Origin of the sequence: Xanthomonas cucurbitae (assembly GCF_002939885.1) — a bacterium.
In the GTDB taxonomy this organism is placed as follows: Bacteria; Pseudomonadota; Gammaproteobacteria; order Xanthomonadales; family Xanthomonadaceae; genus Xanthomonas; species Xanthomonas cucurbitae.
Window position 1 is genome coordinate 1 of the sequence record NZ_MDED01000053.1, and the last position, 16,493, is coordinate 16,493.

A 16,493-nucleotide genomic window follows, 5' to 3' on the forward strand; every position below is an offset into this window, starting at 1 on the left:
ATGGTGATGCCGGGCGACAACGTGAAGATGGTCGTGACCCTGATCAACCCGGTCGCGATGGACGAAGGTCTGCGTTTCGCCATCCGCGAAGGTGGCCGCACCGTCGGCGCCGGCGTGGTTGCCAAGATCGTCAAGTAAGAACCTGCAATCCGGCGGCCTGAGGTCGCCGGATTTGCGCGAAAGGCGGGCCGGCTGAACCGCGGTCCGCCTTCGTTGTCTAAGGTGTGCGGTAAACGAGTACATACGCCAGTAGCTCAATTGGCAGAGCAGCGGTCTCCAAAACCGCAGGTTGGGGGTTCGAGTCCCTCCTGGCGTGCCACTCCTCTTTCCGGCCCAGCGATTCGGGTCAGATCGGTAACTAGAGCCGGATGAATAGCAAAATCGAGCCTTCCAAAAGCGCGTCTGCTGCAAGCGCCGATATCGTGAAATACGTGATCTCTGCGATCCTGGTGATTGCAGGGCTGTTTGTGTGGTTCTGGTTTTCCGCGCCCGAACGCGCGACCCAGCTGGGTGCCTGGACGCCGCAGTTGCGGGCGCTGGCGGTCATCGTCGGGTTGGTGGCGGGTGCGTTCGTGTTTCTCGGGACCGGCAAGGGTCGTGATACCCGTGAATTCCTGTCCGAATCCAGGTTCGAGCTGCGCAAGGTGGTCTGGCCAACACGCCAGGAAGCCATCCGCACCACCTGGGTCGTCATTGTTGTTGTAATCATTCTGAGTTTGCTGTTGGGCGGCTTCGATTTCGTCATCCAGAAGCTCACGCAGTGGTTCCTGGCTCGTTGAGGAGAATCAAGCAGTGAAGCGTTGGTATGTCGTTCACGCCTATTCAGGCTTCGAAAAATCTGTCGCGCAGGCGCTGCGCGACCGCATTGCGCGCACCGGAATGGAAGAGCGTTTCGGCGACGTGCTGGTGCCGACCGAGGAAGTCATCGAAATGCGTGCCGGCCAGAAGCGTCGGTCCGAGCGCAAGTTCTTCCCGGGTTATGTGCTGGTGCAGATCGAAACGCACGAGGAAGCCGGCATCCCCCGCATCGACAATGAAAGCTGGCATCTTGTGAAGGAGACTTCCAAGGTCATGGGCTTCATTGGTGGCACCGCCGACCGGCCGCTGCCGATCCGGGACGAGGAGGCCGATGCGATCCTGCAGCGTGTGCAGGACGGTGTCGAAAAGCCGCGTCCCAAGGTGTTGTTCGAACCGGGCCAGATGGTGCGCGTCACCGACGGCCCGTTCAACGACTTCAATGGCGTTGTCGAAGAAGTCAACTACGAGAAGAGCCGGCTCCGCGTGGCCGTGCTCATTTTCGGTCGCTCCACCCCGGTCGAGCTCGAATTCGGCCAGGTCGAAAAGGGCTGATCGGTTTGGGCGCCGTCCAGGCGTCCGTTCGAAAATCCTGCTATGCTGCGCGGCTCGCTGACCTGGCGGACCGCCGGGAAACACTGGCTGCCGCATGGCGGCCATCTGCATGTGGTCAAAACGCGAAGCCGGGACGCGTGATTTTCCCGGTCCGATGGGGAGCCTGCAGTTCAGGCGCTAGCACCCGGAGAGTATCGAAATGGCAAAGAAAGTAGTTGCTTACATCAAGCTGCAGGTCAAGGCCGGTCAGGCCAATCCTGCGCCGCCGGTCGGCCCTGCACTGGGTCAGCGCGGTCTGAACATCATGGAATTCTGCAAGGCCTTCAATGCGGCCACGTCCAAGCTGGAACCGGGCCTGCCGACGCCAGTCATCATCACCGCGTATTCCGACCGTACCTTCACCTTCGTCACCAAGAGCACCCCGGCCAGCGTGCTGCTCAAGAAGGCGGCGGGTGTGACCTCCGGTTCCAAGCGCCCCAACACCGACAAGGTGGGCAAGGTGACGCGCAAGCAGCTGGAAGAGATCGCCAAGGCCAAGGAAGCCGATCTGACGGCAGCCGAGCTGGAAGCGGCGGTTCGCACGATTGCGGGTTCTGCCCGCAGCATGGGTTTGACGGTGGAGGGCTAAGACATGGCACAGAGCAAGCGCGTTAAGGCCATCACGGCCGCTGTCGTTCCGGGCAAGACCTATGCCTTCGAAGACGCAATCAAGATCCTGAAGACCGCCACCAAGGCCAAGTTCGTTGAGTCCATCGACGTGGCTGTGCGCCTGGGCGTGGACGCCAAGAAGTCCGATCAGCAGGTGCGCGGTTCGACTGTGCTGCCGGCCGGTACCGGCAAGAGCGTGCGCGTTGCCGTGTTCGCACCGGCAGGCGCCAAGGCTGACGAAGCCCTGGCCGCCGGCGCCGAAGCCGTGGGCATGGACGACCTGGCCGAGAAGATGCAGGCCGGCGACCTGAACTACGACGTGGTCATTGCCACGCCGGACGCCATGCGCGTGGTCGGTAAGCTCGGCACCCTGCTGGGCCCGCGCGGCCTGATGCCGAACCCGAAGGTCGGCACCGTGTCGGCCAACCCGGGCGAAGCGGTCAAGAACGCCAAGTCGGGCCAGGTGCGCTACCGCACCGACAAGGCCGGTATCATCCACTGCACCATTGGCAAGGCCAGCTTCGACGACGAAGCGCTGAAGTCGAACCTGCAGGCGCTGTTGCTGGATCTGGTCAAGGCCAAGCCGGCCACCTCCAAGGGGACCTACCTGCAGAAGGTGTCGGTCAGCTCGACCATGGGTCCGGGCGTGACGGTCGATCAGTCGAGCCTGTCGCTGAAGTAATCGAAGGCGTCGGGCGTCATGCGCCTGACGTATTCGTGGAGTACTGCATTGTTTTTCCGGCCCGGGCAACCGTGTGCTGGGAGTCCGTTCCCTCCTTTGGGGTAACGGACATTTTGAAGGCGATCGCCGGCACGTCCGGCGGTAGCCGTCAAAGACCGCAGGCGCGGTCAGCGCAGATCGACGACGGGCAGGGATGCTCGCACTGGCAAGGAGTCGCCGTCGATGCAGCGGGATCGCTTAATCGGTTCGTTTTCGAACTGGCCGGCGTAGATGGTGTCGCCCTTCTGGAGCTTTCTGGTTTACGCGCGTCTGGGGCATCCCGGATCGAGTCCACTCCAGGTCTAGAACGGCCACCAACGGAACATCGGTCGATGTTCCCGGCTTCCAGGAAGGAGGCCGCCCTGGACCGCAACCGGCAGGAGCCGCGAGCGGAGTAGTTTGAAGCGGGGATTAGCGATTCGGCATTTGGGATTGGCAACGGCGGCGTGATCGCTGTGACGAATCCCGAATCACCAATCACCAATCCCGGCTTTAACGGAGGAGTGCAATGGCTCTCAATCTGTCCCAGAAGCAAGACGTAGTCGCCGAGCTGGCAGACATCGCCGCCAAGGCCCACTCCCTGATCGCCGCCGAATACGCTGGCACCACGGTCTCCCAGATGACCGCGATGCGCAAGCAGGCCCGCGAAACCGGTGTGTTCTTGAAAGTTGTCAAGAACACCCTGGCCGTGCGTGCCGTCGAAGGTACCGAATTTGCTGTCGCGTCCGACAAGCTGGTTGGTCCTTTGGTGTATGCGTTTTCGATGGAGGAACCCGGCGCTGCCGGTCGCCTGATCAAGGAATTCGCCAAGAGCAACGAGAAGCTGCAGGCCAAGGTTGTGGCAATTGGTGGGGAACTGTTCCCGGCCAGCCACGTTGACGTGCTGGCCTCGCTGCCGACACGTGACCAGGCCCTGGCCATGTTGGCTCGCGTGCTGTCCGAACCGGCTGCCATGTTCGCCCGTGCCGTCAAGGCCGTTGGCGACAAGCAGGGTGGTGGCGACGAAGCCGCCGCGCCGGTCGCCGAGACTGCCGAAGCTTGATGTCCTAGCGTTCGCTAGAACCCCAATCCAGAAAATCATTTAAAGGTAATCACAATGTCCCTTACCAACGAACAGATCGTCGACGCCATCGCCGAGAAGTCCCTGATGGAAGTGATGGAGCTGGTCAAGGCCATCGAAGAGAAGTTCGGCGTCTCCGCCGCCGCCCCGGTGGCTGCCGCTGCTGCCGGCCCGGCTGCCGTGGTTGAAGAGCAGACCGAATTCAACGTGGTGCTGGTCAACTGTGGCGCCAACAAGGTCGGCGTCATCAAGGCCGTGCGCGGCGTGACCGGCCTGGGTCTGAAGGAAGCCAAGGACCTGACCGAAGCCGGTGGCATGCTGAAGGAAGGCGCCACCAAGGACGAGGCCGAGAAGATCAAGAAGGAACTGACCGAAGCCGGCGCGACGGTCGAAATCAAGTAAGCAGCATCTTGCATCGCCAGCGTTTCATGGTGATGCACTGAAGGCTGGGGGCGTAAAGCCCCCGGCCTTTGGCCGTTTCGGACGGGAATCGGGAATCGGGATTTGGGAATCGCAAATGCGACATCGCGTGCTCATCCGATTCCCAGTCCTCCATCCCCGATTCCCGGCCTCACCGAGTTGGTAGTTGGAAGTAGCGGGAGAAGGCGTGCTGGTGCCGGCAATACCAGCGACTTCCAACTGACAACTTGAACGTGAGTCCCTCACAAGAGCAGCGCACATCCATGTGCGCGGGTTCAATTTTGTTATTTCAGGGCCGCCGCAACGTGGCCCCGCAGCCTAGGGTGAAGACCTCATGACGTCTTATTCGTTCACCGAAAAAAAGCGTATCCGCAAGGATTTCGGCAAGCAGCGTTCGATCCTCGAAGTGCCGTTCCTGCTTGCCATCCAGGTGGACTCCTACCGCGAATTCCTGCAGGAAGACGTGGAACCGACCAAGCGCAAGGACCTCGGTCTGCATGCCGCTCTGAAGTCGGTGTTCCCGATCTCCAGCTACAGCGGCAACGCTGCGCTGGAGTACGTGGGCTACAAGTTGGGTCAGCCGGTGTTCGACGAGCGTGAATGCCGTCAGCGCGGCATGAGCTATGGCGCGCCGCTGCGCGTGACCGTGCGCCTGGTGATCTACGACCGCGAGTCGTCCACCAAGGCCATCAAGTACGTGAAGGAGCAGGAGGTCTATCTGGGCGAAATCCCGCTGATGACCGGCAACGGCACCTTCATCGTCAACGGCACCGAGCGCGTGATCGTCTCGCAGCTGCACCGCTCGCCGGGCGTGTTCTTCGACCACGACCGTGGCAAGACCCACAGCTCGGGCAAGCTGCTGTACAGCGCCCGCATCATCCCGTACCGCGGTTCCTGGCTGGACTTCGAATTCGACCCGAAGGACGCGCTGTTCACCCGTATCGACCGTCGCCGCAAGCTGCCGGTATCGATCCTGTTGCGCGCGCTTGGCTACAGCAACGAAGAAATGTTGGCCGAGTTCTTCGAGATCAACACCTTCCACATCAACCCGGACGAAGGCGTGCAGCTGGAGCTGGTGCCGGAGCGTCTGCGTGGTGAAACGCTGAACTTCGACCTGGCCGATGGCGACAAGGTCATCGTGGAAGCGGGCAAGCGCATCACCGCGCGTCACGTCAAGCAGCTGGAAGCCGCCGGCGTTGCCGCGCTGGCCGTGCCGGACGACTACCTGGTTGGCCGCATCCTGTCGCACGACGTGGTGGATGGCTCGACCGGCGAACTGCTGGCCAATGCCAACGACGAAATCAGCGAAGACCAGCTGGCGGCGTTCCGCAAGGCCGGCGTCGACGCGGTCGGCACCCTGTGGGTGAACGACCTGGACCGTGGTCCGTACCTGTCCAACACCTTGCGCATCGATCCGACCAAGACGCAGCTGGAAGCGTTGGTCGAAATCTACCGCATGATGCGCCCGGGCGAGCCGCCGACCAAGGAAGCCGCGCAAAACCTGTTCCACAACCTGTTCTTCACCTTCGAGCGCTACGACCTGTCCACGGTCGGCCGCATGAAGTTCAACCGCCGCGTCGGCCGCAAGGACGTGCTGGGCGAGTCGGTGCTGTACGACAAGAAGTACTTTGCCGAGCGCAACGACGAAGAATCCAAGCGCCTGGTCGCCGAGCACACCGACACCTCCGACATCCTGGAAGTCATCAAGGTGCTCACCGAGATCCGCAACGGTCGCGGCGTGGTCGATGACATCGATCACCTCGGCAACCGTCGCGTGCGTTCGGTTGGCGAAATGGCCGAGAACGTGTTCCGCGTGGGCCTGGTCCGCGTCGAGCGCGCGGTCAAGGAGCGGTTGTCGATGGCCGAATCCGAAGGCCTGACCCCGCAGGAACTGATCAACGCCAAGCCGGTGGCTGCCGCGATCAAGGAATTCTTCGGCTCCTCGCAGCTGTCGCAGTTCATGGATCAGAACAACCCGCTGTCGGAAGTGACGCACAAGCGTCGCGTCTCCGCACTGGGTCCGGGCGGCCTGACCCGCGAACGCGCAGGCTTCGAAGTGCGCGACGTGCATCCGACCCATTACGGCCGCGTCTGCACCATCGAAACCCCGGAAGGCCCGAACATCGGTCTCATCAACTCGCTGGCCGTGTTCGCCCGCACCAACCAGTACGGCTTCCTCGAGACGCCGTACCGCAAGGTGCTGGACGGCAAGGTGTCCGACGACGTCGAATACCTGTCGGCGATCGAAGAAAACGAGTACGTGATCGCCCAGGCGAACGCGCTGACCGACGCCAAGAACATGCTCACCGAGCAGTTCGTGCCGTGCCGTTTCCAGGGCGAGTCGCTGTTGAAGCCGCCGGCGGAAGTCCACTTCATGGACGTCTCGCCGATGCAGACCGTGTCGGTCGCAGCGGCGCTGGTGCCGTTCCTGGAACACGATGACGCCAACCGCGCCTTGATGGGCGCCAACATGCAGCGCCAGGCCGTGCCAACGCTGCGTTCGCAAAAGCCCTTGGTCGGTACCGGCATCGAGCGTGCCGTTGCGCGCGACTCGGGCGTGACCGTGAATGCCTTGCGTGGTGGCGTGATCGAGCAGATCGACGCGGCCCGCATCGTGGTCAAGGTCAACGAGGCAGAAATTGGCGGCGGCACCGATGCCGGCGTGGATATCTACAACCTCATCAAGTACACCCGCTCCAACCAGAACACCTGCATCAACCAGCGTCCGCTGGTCAATGTGGGTGACGTGATTGCGCGCGGCGACGTGCTGGCCGACGGCCCGTCCACCGACATCGGTGAACTGGCGCTGGGCCAGAATATGCTGATCGCCTTCATGCCGTGGAACGGCTACAACTTCGAAGACTCCATCCTGCTCTCCGAGCGCGTGGTGGAAGAAGATCGTTACACCACGATCCACATCGAAGAACTGACCTGCGTGGCGCGCGACACCAAGCTGGGGCCGGAGGAAATCTCCGCCGACATCCCGAACGTGTCCGAGCAGGCCTTGAACCGTCTGGACGAGTCCGGCGTGGTGTACATCGGTGCCGAAGTGCGCGCCGGCGACATCATGGTGGGCAAGGTCACGCCGAAGGGCGAAAGCCAGCTGACCCCGGAAGAAAAGCTGCTGCGAGCGATCTTCGGTGAGAAGGCGTCCGACGTGAAGGACAGCTCGCTGCGCGTGCCCCCGGGCATGGACGGCACCGTCATCGACGTGCAGGTCTTCACCCGCGATGGCATCGAGAAGGACAAGCGTGCGCGCCAGATCGAAGAATCCGAGATCAAGCGCGTCAAGAAGGACTTCGACGACCAGTTCCGCATCCTGGAAGCGGCCATCTACGCACGTCTGCGCTCGCAGATCGTGGGTAAGGTCGCCAACGGCGGTCCGAACCTGAAGAAGGGCGACAACGTCACCGACGCGTATCTGGACGGGCTGAAGAAGTCCGATTGGTTCCAGTTGCGCATGAAGGACGAAGACGCCGCCGATGCCATCGAACGCGCACAGAAGCAGATCCAGGCGCACGAGAAGGAATTCGAGGCACGCTTCGCCGACAAGCGCGGCAAGATCACCCAGGGCGACGACCTCGCACCGGGCGTGCTGAAGATGGTCAAGGTGTTCCTGGCCGTGAAGCGTCGCATCCAGCCGGGCGACAAGATGGCAGGCCGCCACGGCAACAAGGGTGTGGTCTCCAACGTGGTACCTGTCGAGGACATGCCGTACATGGCCACCGGCGAGCCGGTGGACATCGTGTTGAATCCGCTCGGCGTGCCGTCGCGTATGAACATCGGCCAGATTCTGGAAGTGCATCTGGGTTGGGCCGCCAAGGGCCTGGGTCGCAAGATCCAGCGCATGCTGGAAGCCCAGGCGGCGGTCAGCGAGCTGCGCAAGTTCCTGGACGACATCTACAACCACGACAACGCGATCAATGCACAGCGCGTGGATCTGTCGCAGTTCAGCGATGAGGAATTGCTCAACCTGGGCAAGAACCTGATCGACGGCGTGCCGATGGCGACCCCGGTGTTCGACGGCGCCAGCGAAGCGGAAATCAAGCGCATGCTGGAACTGGCCGAACTGCCGCAGAGCGGCCAGACCCAGCTGTACGACGGTCGCACCGGCGAGGCGTTTGATCGCAAGACCACGGTCGGCTACATGCATTACCTGAAGTTGAACCACTTGGTCGACGACAAGATGCATGCGCGCTCGACTGGCCCGTACTCGCTCGTGACCCAGCAGCCGCTGGGTGGTAAGGCGCAGTTCGGTGGTCAGCGCTTCGGTGAGATGGAAGTCTGGGCGCTGGAAGCCTACGGCGCGGCCTACACCCTGCAGGAAATGCTGACGGTGAAGTCCGACGACGTGCAGGGCCGCAACCAGATGTACAAGAACATCGTCGATGGTGAGCACGAGATGGTCGCGGGCATGCCGGAATCCTTCAACGTGTTGGTGAAGGAAATCCGCTCGCTGGCGATCAACATGGAACTGGAAGAGTGAGAGCCGGGACCCGGGACCCGGGAGAGCAGGAGCTTTGTGCTCCTCGCTTTCCGGGTCCCCAGTCCCGAGATAACACGCTTCCCGCCCATCTCAGATACGAATTCCTCCGACCCGGAGATATCAAATGAAAGACCTGCTCAACCTCTTCAATCAGCAGCGCCAGACGCTGGATTTCGACGCGATCAAGATCGCGCTGGCCTCGCCGGACCTGATCCGTTCGTGGTCCTACGGCGAAGTGAAGAAGCCCGAAACCATCAACTACCGGACCTTCAAGCCCGAGCGTGACGGCCTGTTCTGCGCCGCCATCTTCGGACCGATCAAGGACTACGAGTGCCTGTGCGGCAAGTACAAGCGCATGAAGCACCGTGGCGTGGTCTGCGAAAAGTGCGGCACCGAAGTCACCCTGGCCAAGGTACGTCGTGAGCGCATGGGCCACATCGACCTGGCCTCGCCGGTCGCGCACATCTGGTTCCTCAAGTCGCTGCCGTCGCGCATCGGCCTGATGTTGGACATGACCCTGCGTGATATCGAGCGCGTGCTGTACTTCGAAGCCTACGTCGTCACCGAGCCGGGCCTGACCCCGCTGGAGCGCCGCCAGCTGCTGACCGAAGAGCAGTACCTGACCGCACGCCAGGAGTACAACGACGATTTCGACGCCGCCATGGGCGCCGAGGCCGTGTACGAGCTGCTGCGCACGATCGACCTGCAGTCGGAAATGACCCGCCTGCGCGAGGAAATCGCCAGCACCGGTTCGGAAACCAAGCTCAAGCGCCTCACCAAGCGCATCAAGCTGATCGAAGCCTTCCTGGAATCGGGCAACCGCCCGGAGTGGATGGTCATGACCGTGCTGCCGGTGCTGCCGCCGGACCTGCGTCCGCTGGTGCCGCTGGATGGTGGCCGTTTCGCGACCTCGGATCTGAACGATCTGTACCGTCGCGTCATCAACCGCAACAACCGTCTGCGTCGCCTGCTGGAGCTCAATGCGCCGGACATCATCGTGCGCAACGAAAAGCGCATGCTGCAGGAATCGGTCGATGCGCTGCTGGACAACGGCCGCCGCGGCCGTGCCATCACCGGCACCAACAAGCGTCCGCTGAAGTCGCTGGCCGACATGATCAAGGGCAAGCAGGGCCGGTTCCGCCAGAACCTGCTCGGCAAGCGCGTGGACTACTCCGGCCGTTCGGTCATCACCGTCGGTCCGTACCTCAAGCTGCACCAGTGCGGCCTGCCGAAGAAGATGGCGCTGGAGCTGTTCAAGCCGTTCGTGTTCGCCAAGCTGCAGCGTCGTGGCCTGGCCACCACCATCAAGGCGGCCAAGAAGCTGGTCGAGCGCGAAGAGGCCGAGGTGTGGGACATCCTCGAAGAAGTCATCCGCGAACACCCGGTGCTGCTGAACCGTGCGCCGACCCTGCATCGCCTGGGCATCCAGGCGTTCGAGCCGGTGCTGATCGAAGGCAAGGCCATCCAGCTGCATCCGCTGGTGTGTACCGCCTTCAACGCCGACTTCGACGGTGACCAGATGGCCGTCCACGTGCCGCTCTCGCTGGAAGCCCAGCTGGAAGCGCGTGCGCTGATGATGTCCACCAACAACATCCTGTCGCCGGCCAACGGCGAGCCGATCATCGTGCCCTCGCAGGACGTGGTGTTGGGCCTGTACTACATGAGCCGCGCCCTGGAGAACAAGAAGGGCGAGGGCATGGTGTTCGCCAACACCAGCGAAGTGAAGCGCGCATACGACAATCGCGTGGTGGAACTGCACGCCAAGGTCAAGGTCCGCATCACCCAGGTGGACATCGACGCTGTCGACGGCAAGCGCACCAGCGGCACCTCGATCGTGGACACCACGGTCGGTCGTGCGCTGCTGAGCGAGATCCTGCCCGAAGGCCTGCCGTTCCAGCTGGCCAACACCGAGATGACCAAGAAGAACATCTCGCGCCTCATCAACTCCAGCTACCGCCTGCTGGGCTTGAAGGACACCGTCGTGTTCGCCGACAAGCTGATGTACACCGGCTACGCCTACGCCACCCGCGCCGGCGTGTCGATCGGCATCGACGACATGCTGATCCCGGACGAGAAGAAGGGCATCCTCACCGAGGCCGAAGCCGAAGTGCTGGAAATCCAGGAGCAGTACCAGTCCGGTCTGGTCACCGCCGGCGAGCGCTACAACAAGGTCGTGGACATCTGGTCGCGGACCAGCGAGCGCATCGCCAAGGCGATGATGGACACCATCGGTACCGAAAAGGTCGAGAACGCCAAGGGCCAGACCATCGACCAGAAGTCGATGAACTCGCTGTACATCATGGCTGATTCCGGCGCGCGTGGTAGCCAGGCGCAGATCCGCCAGCTGGCCGGTATGCGCGGCCTGATGGCGCGTCCGGACGGCTCGATCATCGAGACGCCCATCAAGGCCAACTTCCGCGAAGGCCTGAACGTGCAGGAGTACTTCAACTCCACCCACGGCGCGCGTAAGGGTCTGGCCGACACCGCGCTCAAGACCGCCAACTCGGGTTACCTGACCCGTCGTCTGGTCGACGTGGCGCAGGACGTGGTGATTACCGAAGTCGATTGCGGCACCACCGAAGGGTTGATCATGACCCCGATCGTGGAAGGCGGCGACGTGGTCGAGCCGCTGCGCGAGCGCGTGCTGGGCCGTGTCGTGGCCGAAGACGTCTACCTGCCGGGCAACGACGAAGAGCCGATCGTCACCCGCAACACGCTGCTGGACGAAGCCTGGGTCGCCAAGCTCGAAGACGCCAGCGTGCAGTCGGTGAAGGTACGTTCGACCATCAGCTGCGAATCCTCGTTCGGCGTGTGCGCACGCTGCTACGGTCGCGATCTTGCACGCGGTCACCAGGTCAACATCGGTGAAGCGGTCGGCGTCATCGCGGCCCAGTCCATCGGCGAGCCGGGCACCCAGCTGACCATGCGTACGTTCCACATCGGTGGTGCGGCCTCGCGTGCGGCGGCAGTGGACAACATCACGGTCAAGACGACCGGTTCGGTGAAGTTCAACAACCTGAAGTCGGTCGAGCATGCCAACGGCTCGCTGGTAGCGGTGTCGCGCTCGGGCGAGTTGTCGGTGCTCGACGGCCACGGCCGCGAGCGTGAGCGCTACAAGCTGCCCTACGGTGCCACCATCACCGCCAAGGACGGTGATGCGGTCAAGGCCGGCCAGGGCGTGGCCAACTGGGATCCGCATAACCACCCGATCGTGTCGGAAGTGGCCGGTTTCATCCGCTTCATCGACTTCGTCGACGGCGTCACCGTCATCGAGAAAACCGACGAACTGACCGGTCTGGCCTCGCGTGAAATCACCGACCCGAAGCGTCGCGGTGCACAGGCCAAGGAACTGCGGCCGATCGTGCGCATCGTCGACGGCAAGGGCAACGACCTGACCATCCCGAACACCGATCTGCCGGCGCAGTACTTGCTGCCGCCGCGCTCCATCGTCAACCTGCAGGACGGCGCCGCCGTCGGCGTGGGCGACGTGGTGGCGAAGATCCCGCAGGAAGCGTCCAAGACCCGCGACATCACCGGTGGTCTGCCGCGCGTCGCCGACCTGTTCGAAGCACGCAAGCCGAAGGATCCGGCGATCCTGGCCGAGCGTTCGGGCATCATCAGCTTCGGCAAGGACACCAAGGGCAAGCAGCGCCTCATCATCAAGGACACCGATGGTTCGGAACACGAAGAGCTGATCCCCAAGTATCGCCAGATCATCGTGTTCGAAGGCGAGCATGTGACCAAGGGCGAGACCGTGGTGGACGGCGAGCCGAGCCCGCAGGACATCCTGCGTCTGCTGGGTGTCGAGCCGCTGGCGGCGTATCTGGTCAAGGAAATCCAGGACGTGTACCGCCTGCAGGGCGTGAAGATCAACGACAAGCACATTGAGGTGATTACCCGCCAGATGTTGCGCAAGGTCGAGATCGTCGATCAGGGCAACAGCAAGTTCCTCAACGGCGAGCAGGTCGAGCGCCAGCGCGTCATCGAGGAAAATGCACGCCTGACCACGCGTTCTGAGCTGCCGGCCAAGTACGACCCGGTGCTGTTGGGCATCACCAAGGCCTCGCTGGCCACCGAGTCGTTCATTTCGGCGGCCTCGTTCCAGGAAACCACCCGCGTGTTGACCGAGGCGGCCGTTCGCGGCACCCGCGACAACCTGCGCGGCCTGAAGGAGAACGTCATCGTGGGTCGTCTGATCCCGGCCGGTACCGGTCTGGCGTATCACGCCGGCCGTCGCAAGGCCTCGGGTCTGACCGACTCGGAAATGGAAACGCTGTCGGGCAAGCCGGCGGTGGTCGAGCCGGTCGCCACCGTGGCCGACGCTGGCGCGGACGAAGAGTAAGCGCTCCGGCGGTGGTCGCAAGGCCGCCGCAAGCCAGGCGAAAGGGAGGGCAGGAGGCCCTCCGTTTTCCGGTCCGGGAGGGACCAACAGGGTTAGATTTCCGTGAAGTTGACGGAGTTTTGTCCTGCCAGCTATACTTCTCTGTCTTGGTGGGCCGACTCGCGGCCTGCCTTCGTGTTCATGCAAGGCCGTTTCGGCCTCCAATCAGAAGAATCGACTGATGGCAACGATCAATCAGCTGGTCCGCAAGCCCCGGCAAGCGACCACCTACAAGAGTGCCTCTCCGGCACTGGACAAGTGTCCGCAGCGCCGTGGCGTCTGCACACGCGTCTACACCACCACCCCGAAGAAGCCGAACTCGGCCCTGCGTAAGGTCGCCAAAGTGCGCCTGACGAACCAGGAGGAGGTCATCAGCTACATCGGTGGTGAAGGCCACAACCTGCAGGAGCACTCCGTGGTCCTGATTCGCGGTGGCCGCGTCAAGGATCTTCCCGGTGTGCGTTATCACACCGTCCGTGGTTCGCTGGACGCCGCCGGCGTCGCAAAGCGCCGTCAAGGTCGTTCCAAGTACGGCGCCAAGCGCCCGAAGAGCTAAGGAAATACTCCAATGTCCCGTAAAGGTTCTACTCCGCAGCGCACCGTCCTGCCTGATCCCAAGCATGGCAGCGAAACCATTGCCCGCTTCATCAATATGGTGATGCAAAGTGGCAAGAAGTCGGTTGCTGAGAAAATTGTCTATGGCGCGATGGACGTCATTGGCGAAAAGAATCCGAATGCCGTCGAGCTGGTGCAGAAAGCACTGGACAACGTGGCCCCGGCTGTCGAAGTCAAATCGCGTCGCGTCGGTGGTGCTACCTATCAGGTGCCCGTCGAAGTGCGCTCCTCCCGTCGCATGGCGCTGGCAATGCGCTGGTTGATCGATTCCGCGCGCAAGCGTGGCGAGAACACCATGCCGCGCAAGCTGGCTGCCGAACTGTTGGACGCCTCGGAAAGCCGTGGCGGCGCGATCAAGAAGCGCGAAGAGACGCACCGTATGGCGGAAGCGAACAAGGCGTTCGCACACTACCGCTGGTGACCTCGGGGGCCTTGGTAACGGGGCCCTTCAGCACCACCGAGTGCTGTTTGCGACGCAGTTAGCGTCGCATTCAATCCGAAGGCCGCCGAAAGGCGGCGTTCGGCCATCCGAAATCCAAGAAATTGAGAGGCTCCCCGTGGCCCGTACCACCCCTATCGAGCGTTACCGCAATTTCGGCATCATGGCGCACATCGATGCCGGCAAGACCACCACTTCCGAGCGCATCCTGTTCTACACCGGTGTCAGTCACAAGATCGGCGAAGTCCATGACGGCGCTGCAGTGATGGACTGGATGGAGCAGGAGCAGGAGCGTGGTATCACCATCACCTCCGCAGCGACCACCGCGTTCTGGACCGGCATGGACAAGTCCATGCCGCAGCACCGCTTCAACATCATCGACACCCCCGGGCACGTCGACTTCACCATCGAAGTGGAGCGCTCCTTGCGCGTGCTCGACGGTGCGGTGTTCGTGCTGTGTGCCGTCGGTGGCGTGCAGCCGCAGTCCGAGACCGTGTGGCGCCAGGCCAACAAGTACTCCGTGCCGCGCATGGCCTTCGTCAACAAGATGGACCGTACCGGTGCCAACTTTAACAAGGTCGTTGAGCAGCTGAAGGCCCGTCTGGGCGCCTACGCCGTGCCGATGCAGGTGCCGATCGGTGCCGAAGACGGCTTCGAGGGCGTGGTCGATCTGTTGAAGATGAAGGCCATTCACTGGGACTCCGCTTCGCAGGGCACCACCTTCGAATACCGCGACATCCCGGCCGACCTGGTCGAGATCGCGACCGAGGCACGTTCGTTCATGGTCGAAGCGGCTGCAGAAGCCAGCGAAGACCTGATGGACAAGTACCTCAACGAGGGCGACCTGAGCGAGGAAGAAGTCCTTGCGGGCTTGCGCGAGCGCACCCTGAAGGTCGAGATCGTACCGGTGTTCTGTGGCTCGGCGTTCAAGAACAAGGGCGTGCAGGCCATGCTCGACGGCGTGGTGCACCTGTTGCCGTCGCCGGCCGACCGTCCGCCGGTGCAGGGTATCGACGACGACGAGAAGGAAGACAGCCGTCCTGCGACCGACACCGCGCCGTTCTCGGCGCTGGCGTTCAAGATCATGACCGACCCGTTCGTGGGTTCGCTGACGTTCTTCCGTGTCTATTCGGGCACGCTGAACTCCGGCGACCAGGTCTATAACCCGGTCAAGTCGAAGAAAGAGCGCGTGGGCCGCATCCTGCAGATGCATTCCAACAATCGCGAAGAGATCAAGGAAGTGCGCGCGGGTGACATCGCCGCTGCCGTGGGTCTGAAGGACGTCACCACCGGTGACACGCTGTGCGCGCAGGACAAGATCATCACCCTGGAACGCATGGTGTTCCCGGAGCCGGTGATCTCGATGGCGGTGGAGCCGAAGACCAAGTCGGACCAGGAAAAGATGGGTACGGCGCTGGGTCGTCTGGCGCAGGAAGACCCCTCGTTCCGCGTCAAGACCGACGAAGAATCCGGCCAGACCATTATCTCCGGCATGGGCGAGTTGCACCTGGACATCATCGTCGACCGCATGCGTCGCGAGTTCAATGTCGAGGCCAACGTCGGTAAGCCGCAGGTGGCCTATCGCGAAACGATCCGCAAGACCGACGTCAAGTCCGACTACAAGCACGCCAAGCAGTCCGGTGGTAAGGGTCAGTACGGTCACGTGGTGATCGAGCTGTCGCCGATGACCGAGGAAGATCGCAAGAGCGATAACGTCAAGGACGATTTCCTCTTCATCAACGACATCACCGGCGGCATCATCCCGAAGGAATTCATTCCGTCGGTCGAAAAGGGTCTGCGCGAAACGATCACCAGTGGTCCGATCGCCGGCTTCCCGGTGGTGGGCGTGAAGGTCAAGCTGGTGTTCGGCTCGTACCACGACGTCGACTCCTCGGAAATGGCGTTCAAGCTGGCCGCGTCGATGGCGTTCAAGCAGGGCTTTGCGAAAGCCAGCCCGGTGTTGCTGGAGCCGATCATGAAGGTCGAAATCGTCAGCCCGGAGGATTACCTGGGCGACGTGATGGGCGACGTGAGCCGTCGTCGTGGCGTGCTGCAGGGTCAAGACGACAGCCCGTCGGGCAAGATCATCAACGCGATGATCCCGCTGGGCGAGATGTTCGGCTACGCGACCTCGCTGCGCTCGATGAGCCAGGGCCGTGCCACGTTCTCGATGGAGTTCGACCACTACGAAGAGGCGCCGGCCAATATCGCCGACGCTGTCACCAAGAAGGGCTGAGTTCGCTCAGCCGCTTCAAAAATTTTTCAATTAGAGGTAGCAAGTCATGGCAAAAGTAAAATTTGCGCGTACCAAGCCACATGTGAACGTCGGCACCATCGGTCACGTTGACCATGGCAAGACCACGTTGACCGCCG

The 16,493-nt window shown here is 62.4% G+C and carries 13 protein-coding genes and 1 tRNA gene; all 14 read left to right on the top strand.

What is annotated here, in order from left to right; all coding sequences use genetic code 11:
• The coding region (locus tag XcuCFBP2542_RS17495) for an EF-Tu C-terminal domain-related protein (protein ID WP_016944792.1) at positions 1 to 138 on the top strand (138 nt) is incomplete at its 5' end.
• A gap of 105 nt (positions 139 to 243) precedes the next feature.
• Positions 244 to 319, top strand: a tRNA-Trp gene (locus tag XcuCFBP2542_RS17500).
• 49 nt (positions 320 to 368) lie between these two features.
• Positions 369 to 779 carry a preprotein translocase subunit SecE gene (secE, locus tag XcuCFBP2542_RS17505; RefSeq protein WP_104544236.1) on the top strand — a complete coding sequence of 137 codons (411 nt, stop codon included), beginning with the start codon at positions 369 to 371 and terminating at the stop codon, positions 777 to 779.
• A 13-nt stretch (positions 780 to 792) separates the two neighbouring features.
• On the top strand, positions 793 to 1,350 hold the full coding sequence (nusG, locus tag XcuCFBP2542_RS17510; protein ID WP_104605365.1) for a transcription termination/antitermination protein NusG: 558 nt from the start codon (positions 793 to 795) through the stop codon (positions 1,348 to 1,350).
• A 199-nt stretch (positions 1,351 to 1,549) separates the two neighbouring features.
• Positions 1,550 to 1,978: a 50S ribosomal protein L11 gene (rplK, locus tag XcuCFBP2542_RS17515; RefSeq protein WP_104588956.1), complete on the top strand. Its 429-nt coding sequence runs from the start codon at positions 1,550 to 1,552 to the stop codon at positions 1,976 to 1,978.
• Positions 1,979 to 1,981: 3 nt separating this feature from the next.
• On the top strand, positions 1,982 to 2,680 hold the full coding sequence (gene rplA, locus XcuCFBP2542_RS17520) for a 50S ribosomal protein L1 (RefSeq protein WP_003486747.1): 699 nt from the start codon (positions 1,982 to 1,984) through the stop codon (positions 2,678 to 2,680).
• A 547-nt stretch (positions 2,681 to 3,227) separates the two neighbouring features.
• On the top strand, positions 3,228 to 3,761 hold the full coding sequence (gene rplJ / locus XcuCFBP2542_RS17525) for a 50S ribosomal protein L10 (protein ID WP_104605367.1): 534 nt from the start codon (positions 3,228 to 3,230) through the stop codon (positions 3,759 to 3,761).
• 54 nt (positions 3,762 to 3,815) lie between these two features.
• On the top strand, positions 3,816 to 4,181 hold the full coding sequence (gene rplL, locus XcuCFBP2542_RS17530; RefSeq protein ID WP_104605369.1) for a 50S ribosomal protein L7/L12: 366 nt from the start codon (positions 3,816 to 3,818) through the stop codon (positions 4,179 to 4,181).
• A gap of 352 nt (positions 4,182 to 4,533) precedes the next feature.
• A complete protein-coding gene (gene rpoB, locus XcuCFBP2542_RS17535) occupies positions 4,534 to 8,685 on the top strand; it encodes a DNA-directed RNA polymerase subunit beta (protein WP_104605371.1) in 4,152 nt (1,383 codons plus the stop codon).
• Positions 8,686 to 8,809: 124 nt separating this feature from the next.
• Positions 8,810 to 13,027 (top strand): DNA-directed RNA polymerase subunit beta', encoded by a 4,218-nt coding sequence (gene rpoC, locus XcuCFBP2542_RS17540; RefSeq protein WP_104605373.1) that lies wholly within the window; start codon positions 8,810 to 8,812, stop codon positions 13,025 to 13,027.
• A gap of 220 nt (positions 13,028 to 13,247) precedes the next feature.
• Positions 13,248 to 13,622 (top strand): 30S ribosomal protein S12, encoded by a 375-nt coding sequence (gene rpsL, locus XcuCFBP2542_RS17545; protein ID WP_003469157.1) that lies wholly within the window; start codon positions 13,248 to 13,250, stop codon positions 13,620 to 13,622.
• A 12-nt stretch (positions 13,623 to 13,634) separates the two neighbouring features.
• Positions 13,635 to 14,102 carry a 30S ribosomal protein S7 gene (rpsG, locus tag XcuCFBP2542_RS17550; RefSeq protein ID WP_005993356.1) on the top strand — a complete coding sequence of 156 codons (468 nt, stop codon included), beginning with the start codon at positions 13,635 to 13,637 and terminating at the stop codon, positions 14,100 to 14,102.
• Between the two features lie 136 nt (positions 14,103 to 14,238).
• Complete coding sequence (gene fusA, locus XcuCFBP2542_RS17555) at positions 14,239 to 16,356, top strand: elongation factor G (RefSeq protein ID WP_104605375.1); 2,118 nt, start codon at positions 14,239 to 14,241, stop codon at positions 16,354 to 16,356.
• A gap of 46 nt (positions 16,357 to 16,402) precedes the next feature.
• Positions 16,403 to 16,493: GTP-binding protein (locus XcuCFBP2542_RS17560; protein ID WP_146090302.1), on the top strand; the 91-nt coding region annotated here is incomplete at its 3' end.

What these genes read in the sequence shown, in the direction of transcription:
- secE (WP_104544236.1), top strand. Translation starts at nt 369, where the DNA reads ATGAATAGCAAAATCGAGCCTTCCAAAAGCGCGTCTGCTGCAAGCGCC.
- rplK (WP_104588956.1), top strand. Translation starts at nt 1,550, where the DNA reads ATGGCAAAGAAAGTAGTTGCTTACATCAAGCTGCAGGTCAAGGCCGGT.
- rplA (WP_003486747.1), top strand. Translation starts at nt 1,982, where the DNA reads ATGGCACAGAGCAAGCGCGTTAAGGCCATCACGGCCGCTGTCGTTCCG.
- rplJ (WP_104605367.1), top strand. Translation starts at nt 3,228, where the DNA reads ATGGCTCTCAATCTGTCCCAGAAGCAAGACGTAGTCGCCGAGCTGGCA.
- rplL (WP_104605369.1), top strand. Translation starts at nt 3,816, where the DNA reads ATGTCCCTTACCAACGAACAGATCGTCGACGCCATCGCCGAGAAGTCC.
- rpoB (WP_104605371.1), top strand. Translation starts at nt 4,534, where the DNA reads ATGACGTCTTATTCGTTCACCGAAAAAAAGCGTATCCGCAAGGATTTC.
- rpoC (WP_104605373.1), top strand. Translation starts at nt 8,810, where the DNA reads ATGAAAGACCTGCTCAACCTCTTCAATCAGCAGCGCCAGACGCTGGAT.
- rpsL (WP_003469157.1), top strand. Translation starts at nt 13,248, where the DNA reads ATGGCAACGATCAATCAGCTGGTCCGCAAGCCCCGGCAAGCGACCACC.
- rpsG (WP_005993356.1), top strand. Translation starts at nt 13,635, where the DNA reads ATGTCCCGTAAAGGTTCTACTCCGCAGCGCACCGTCCTGCCTGATCCC.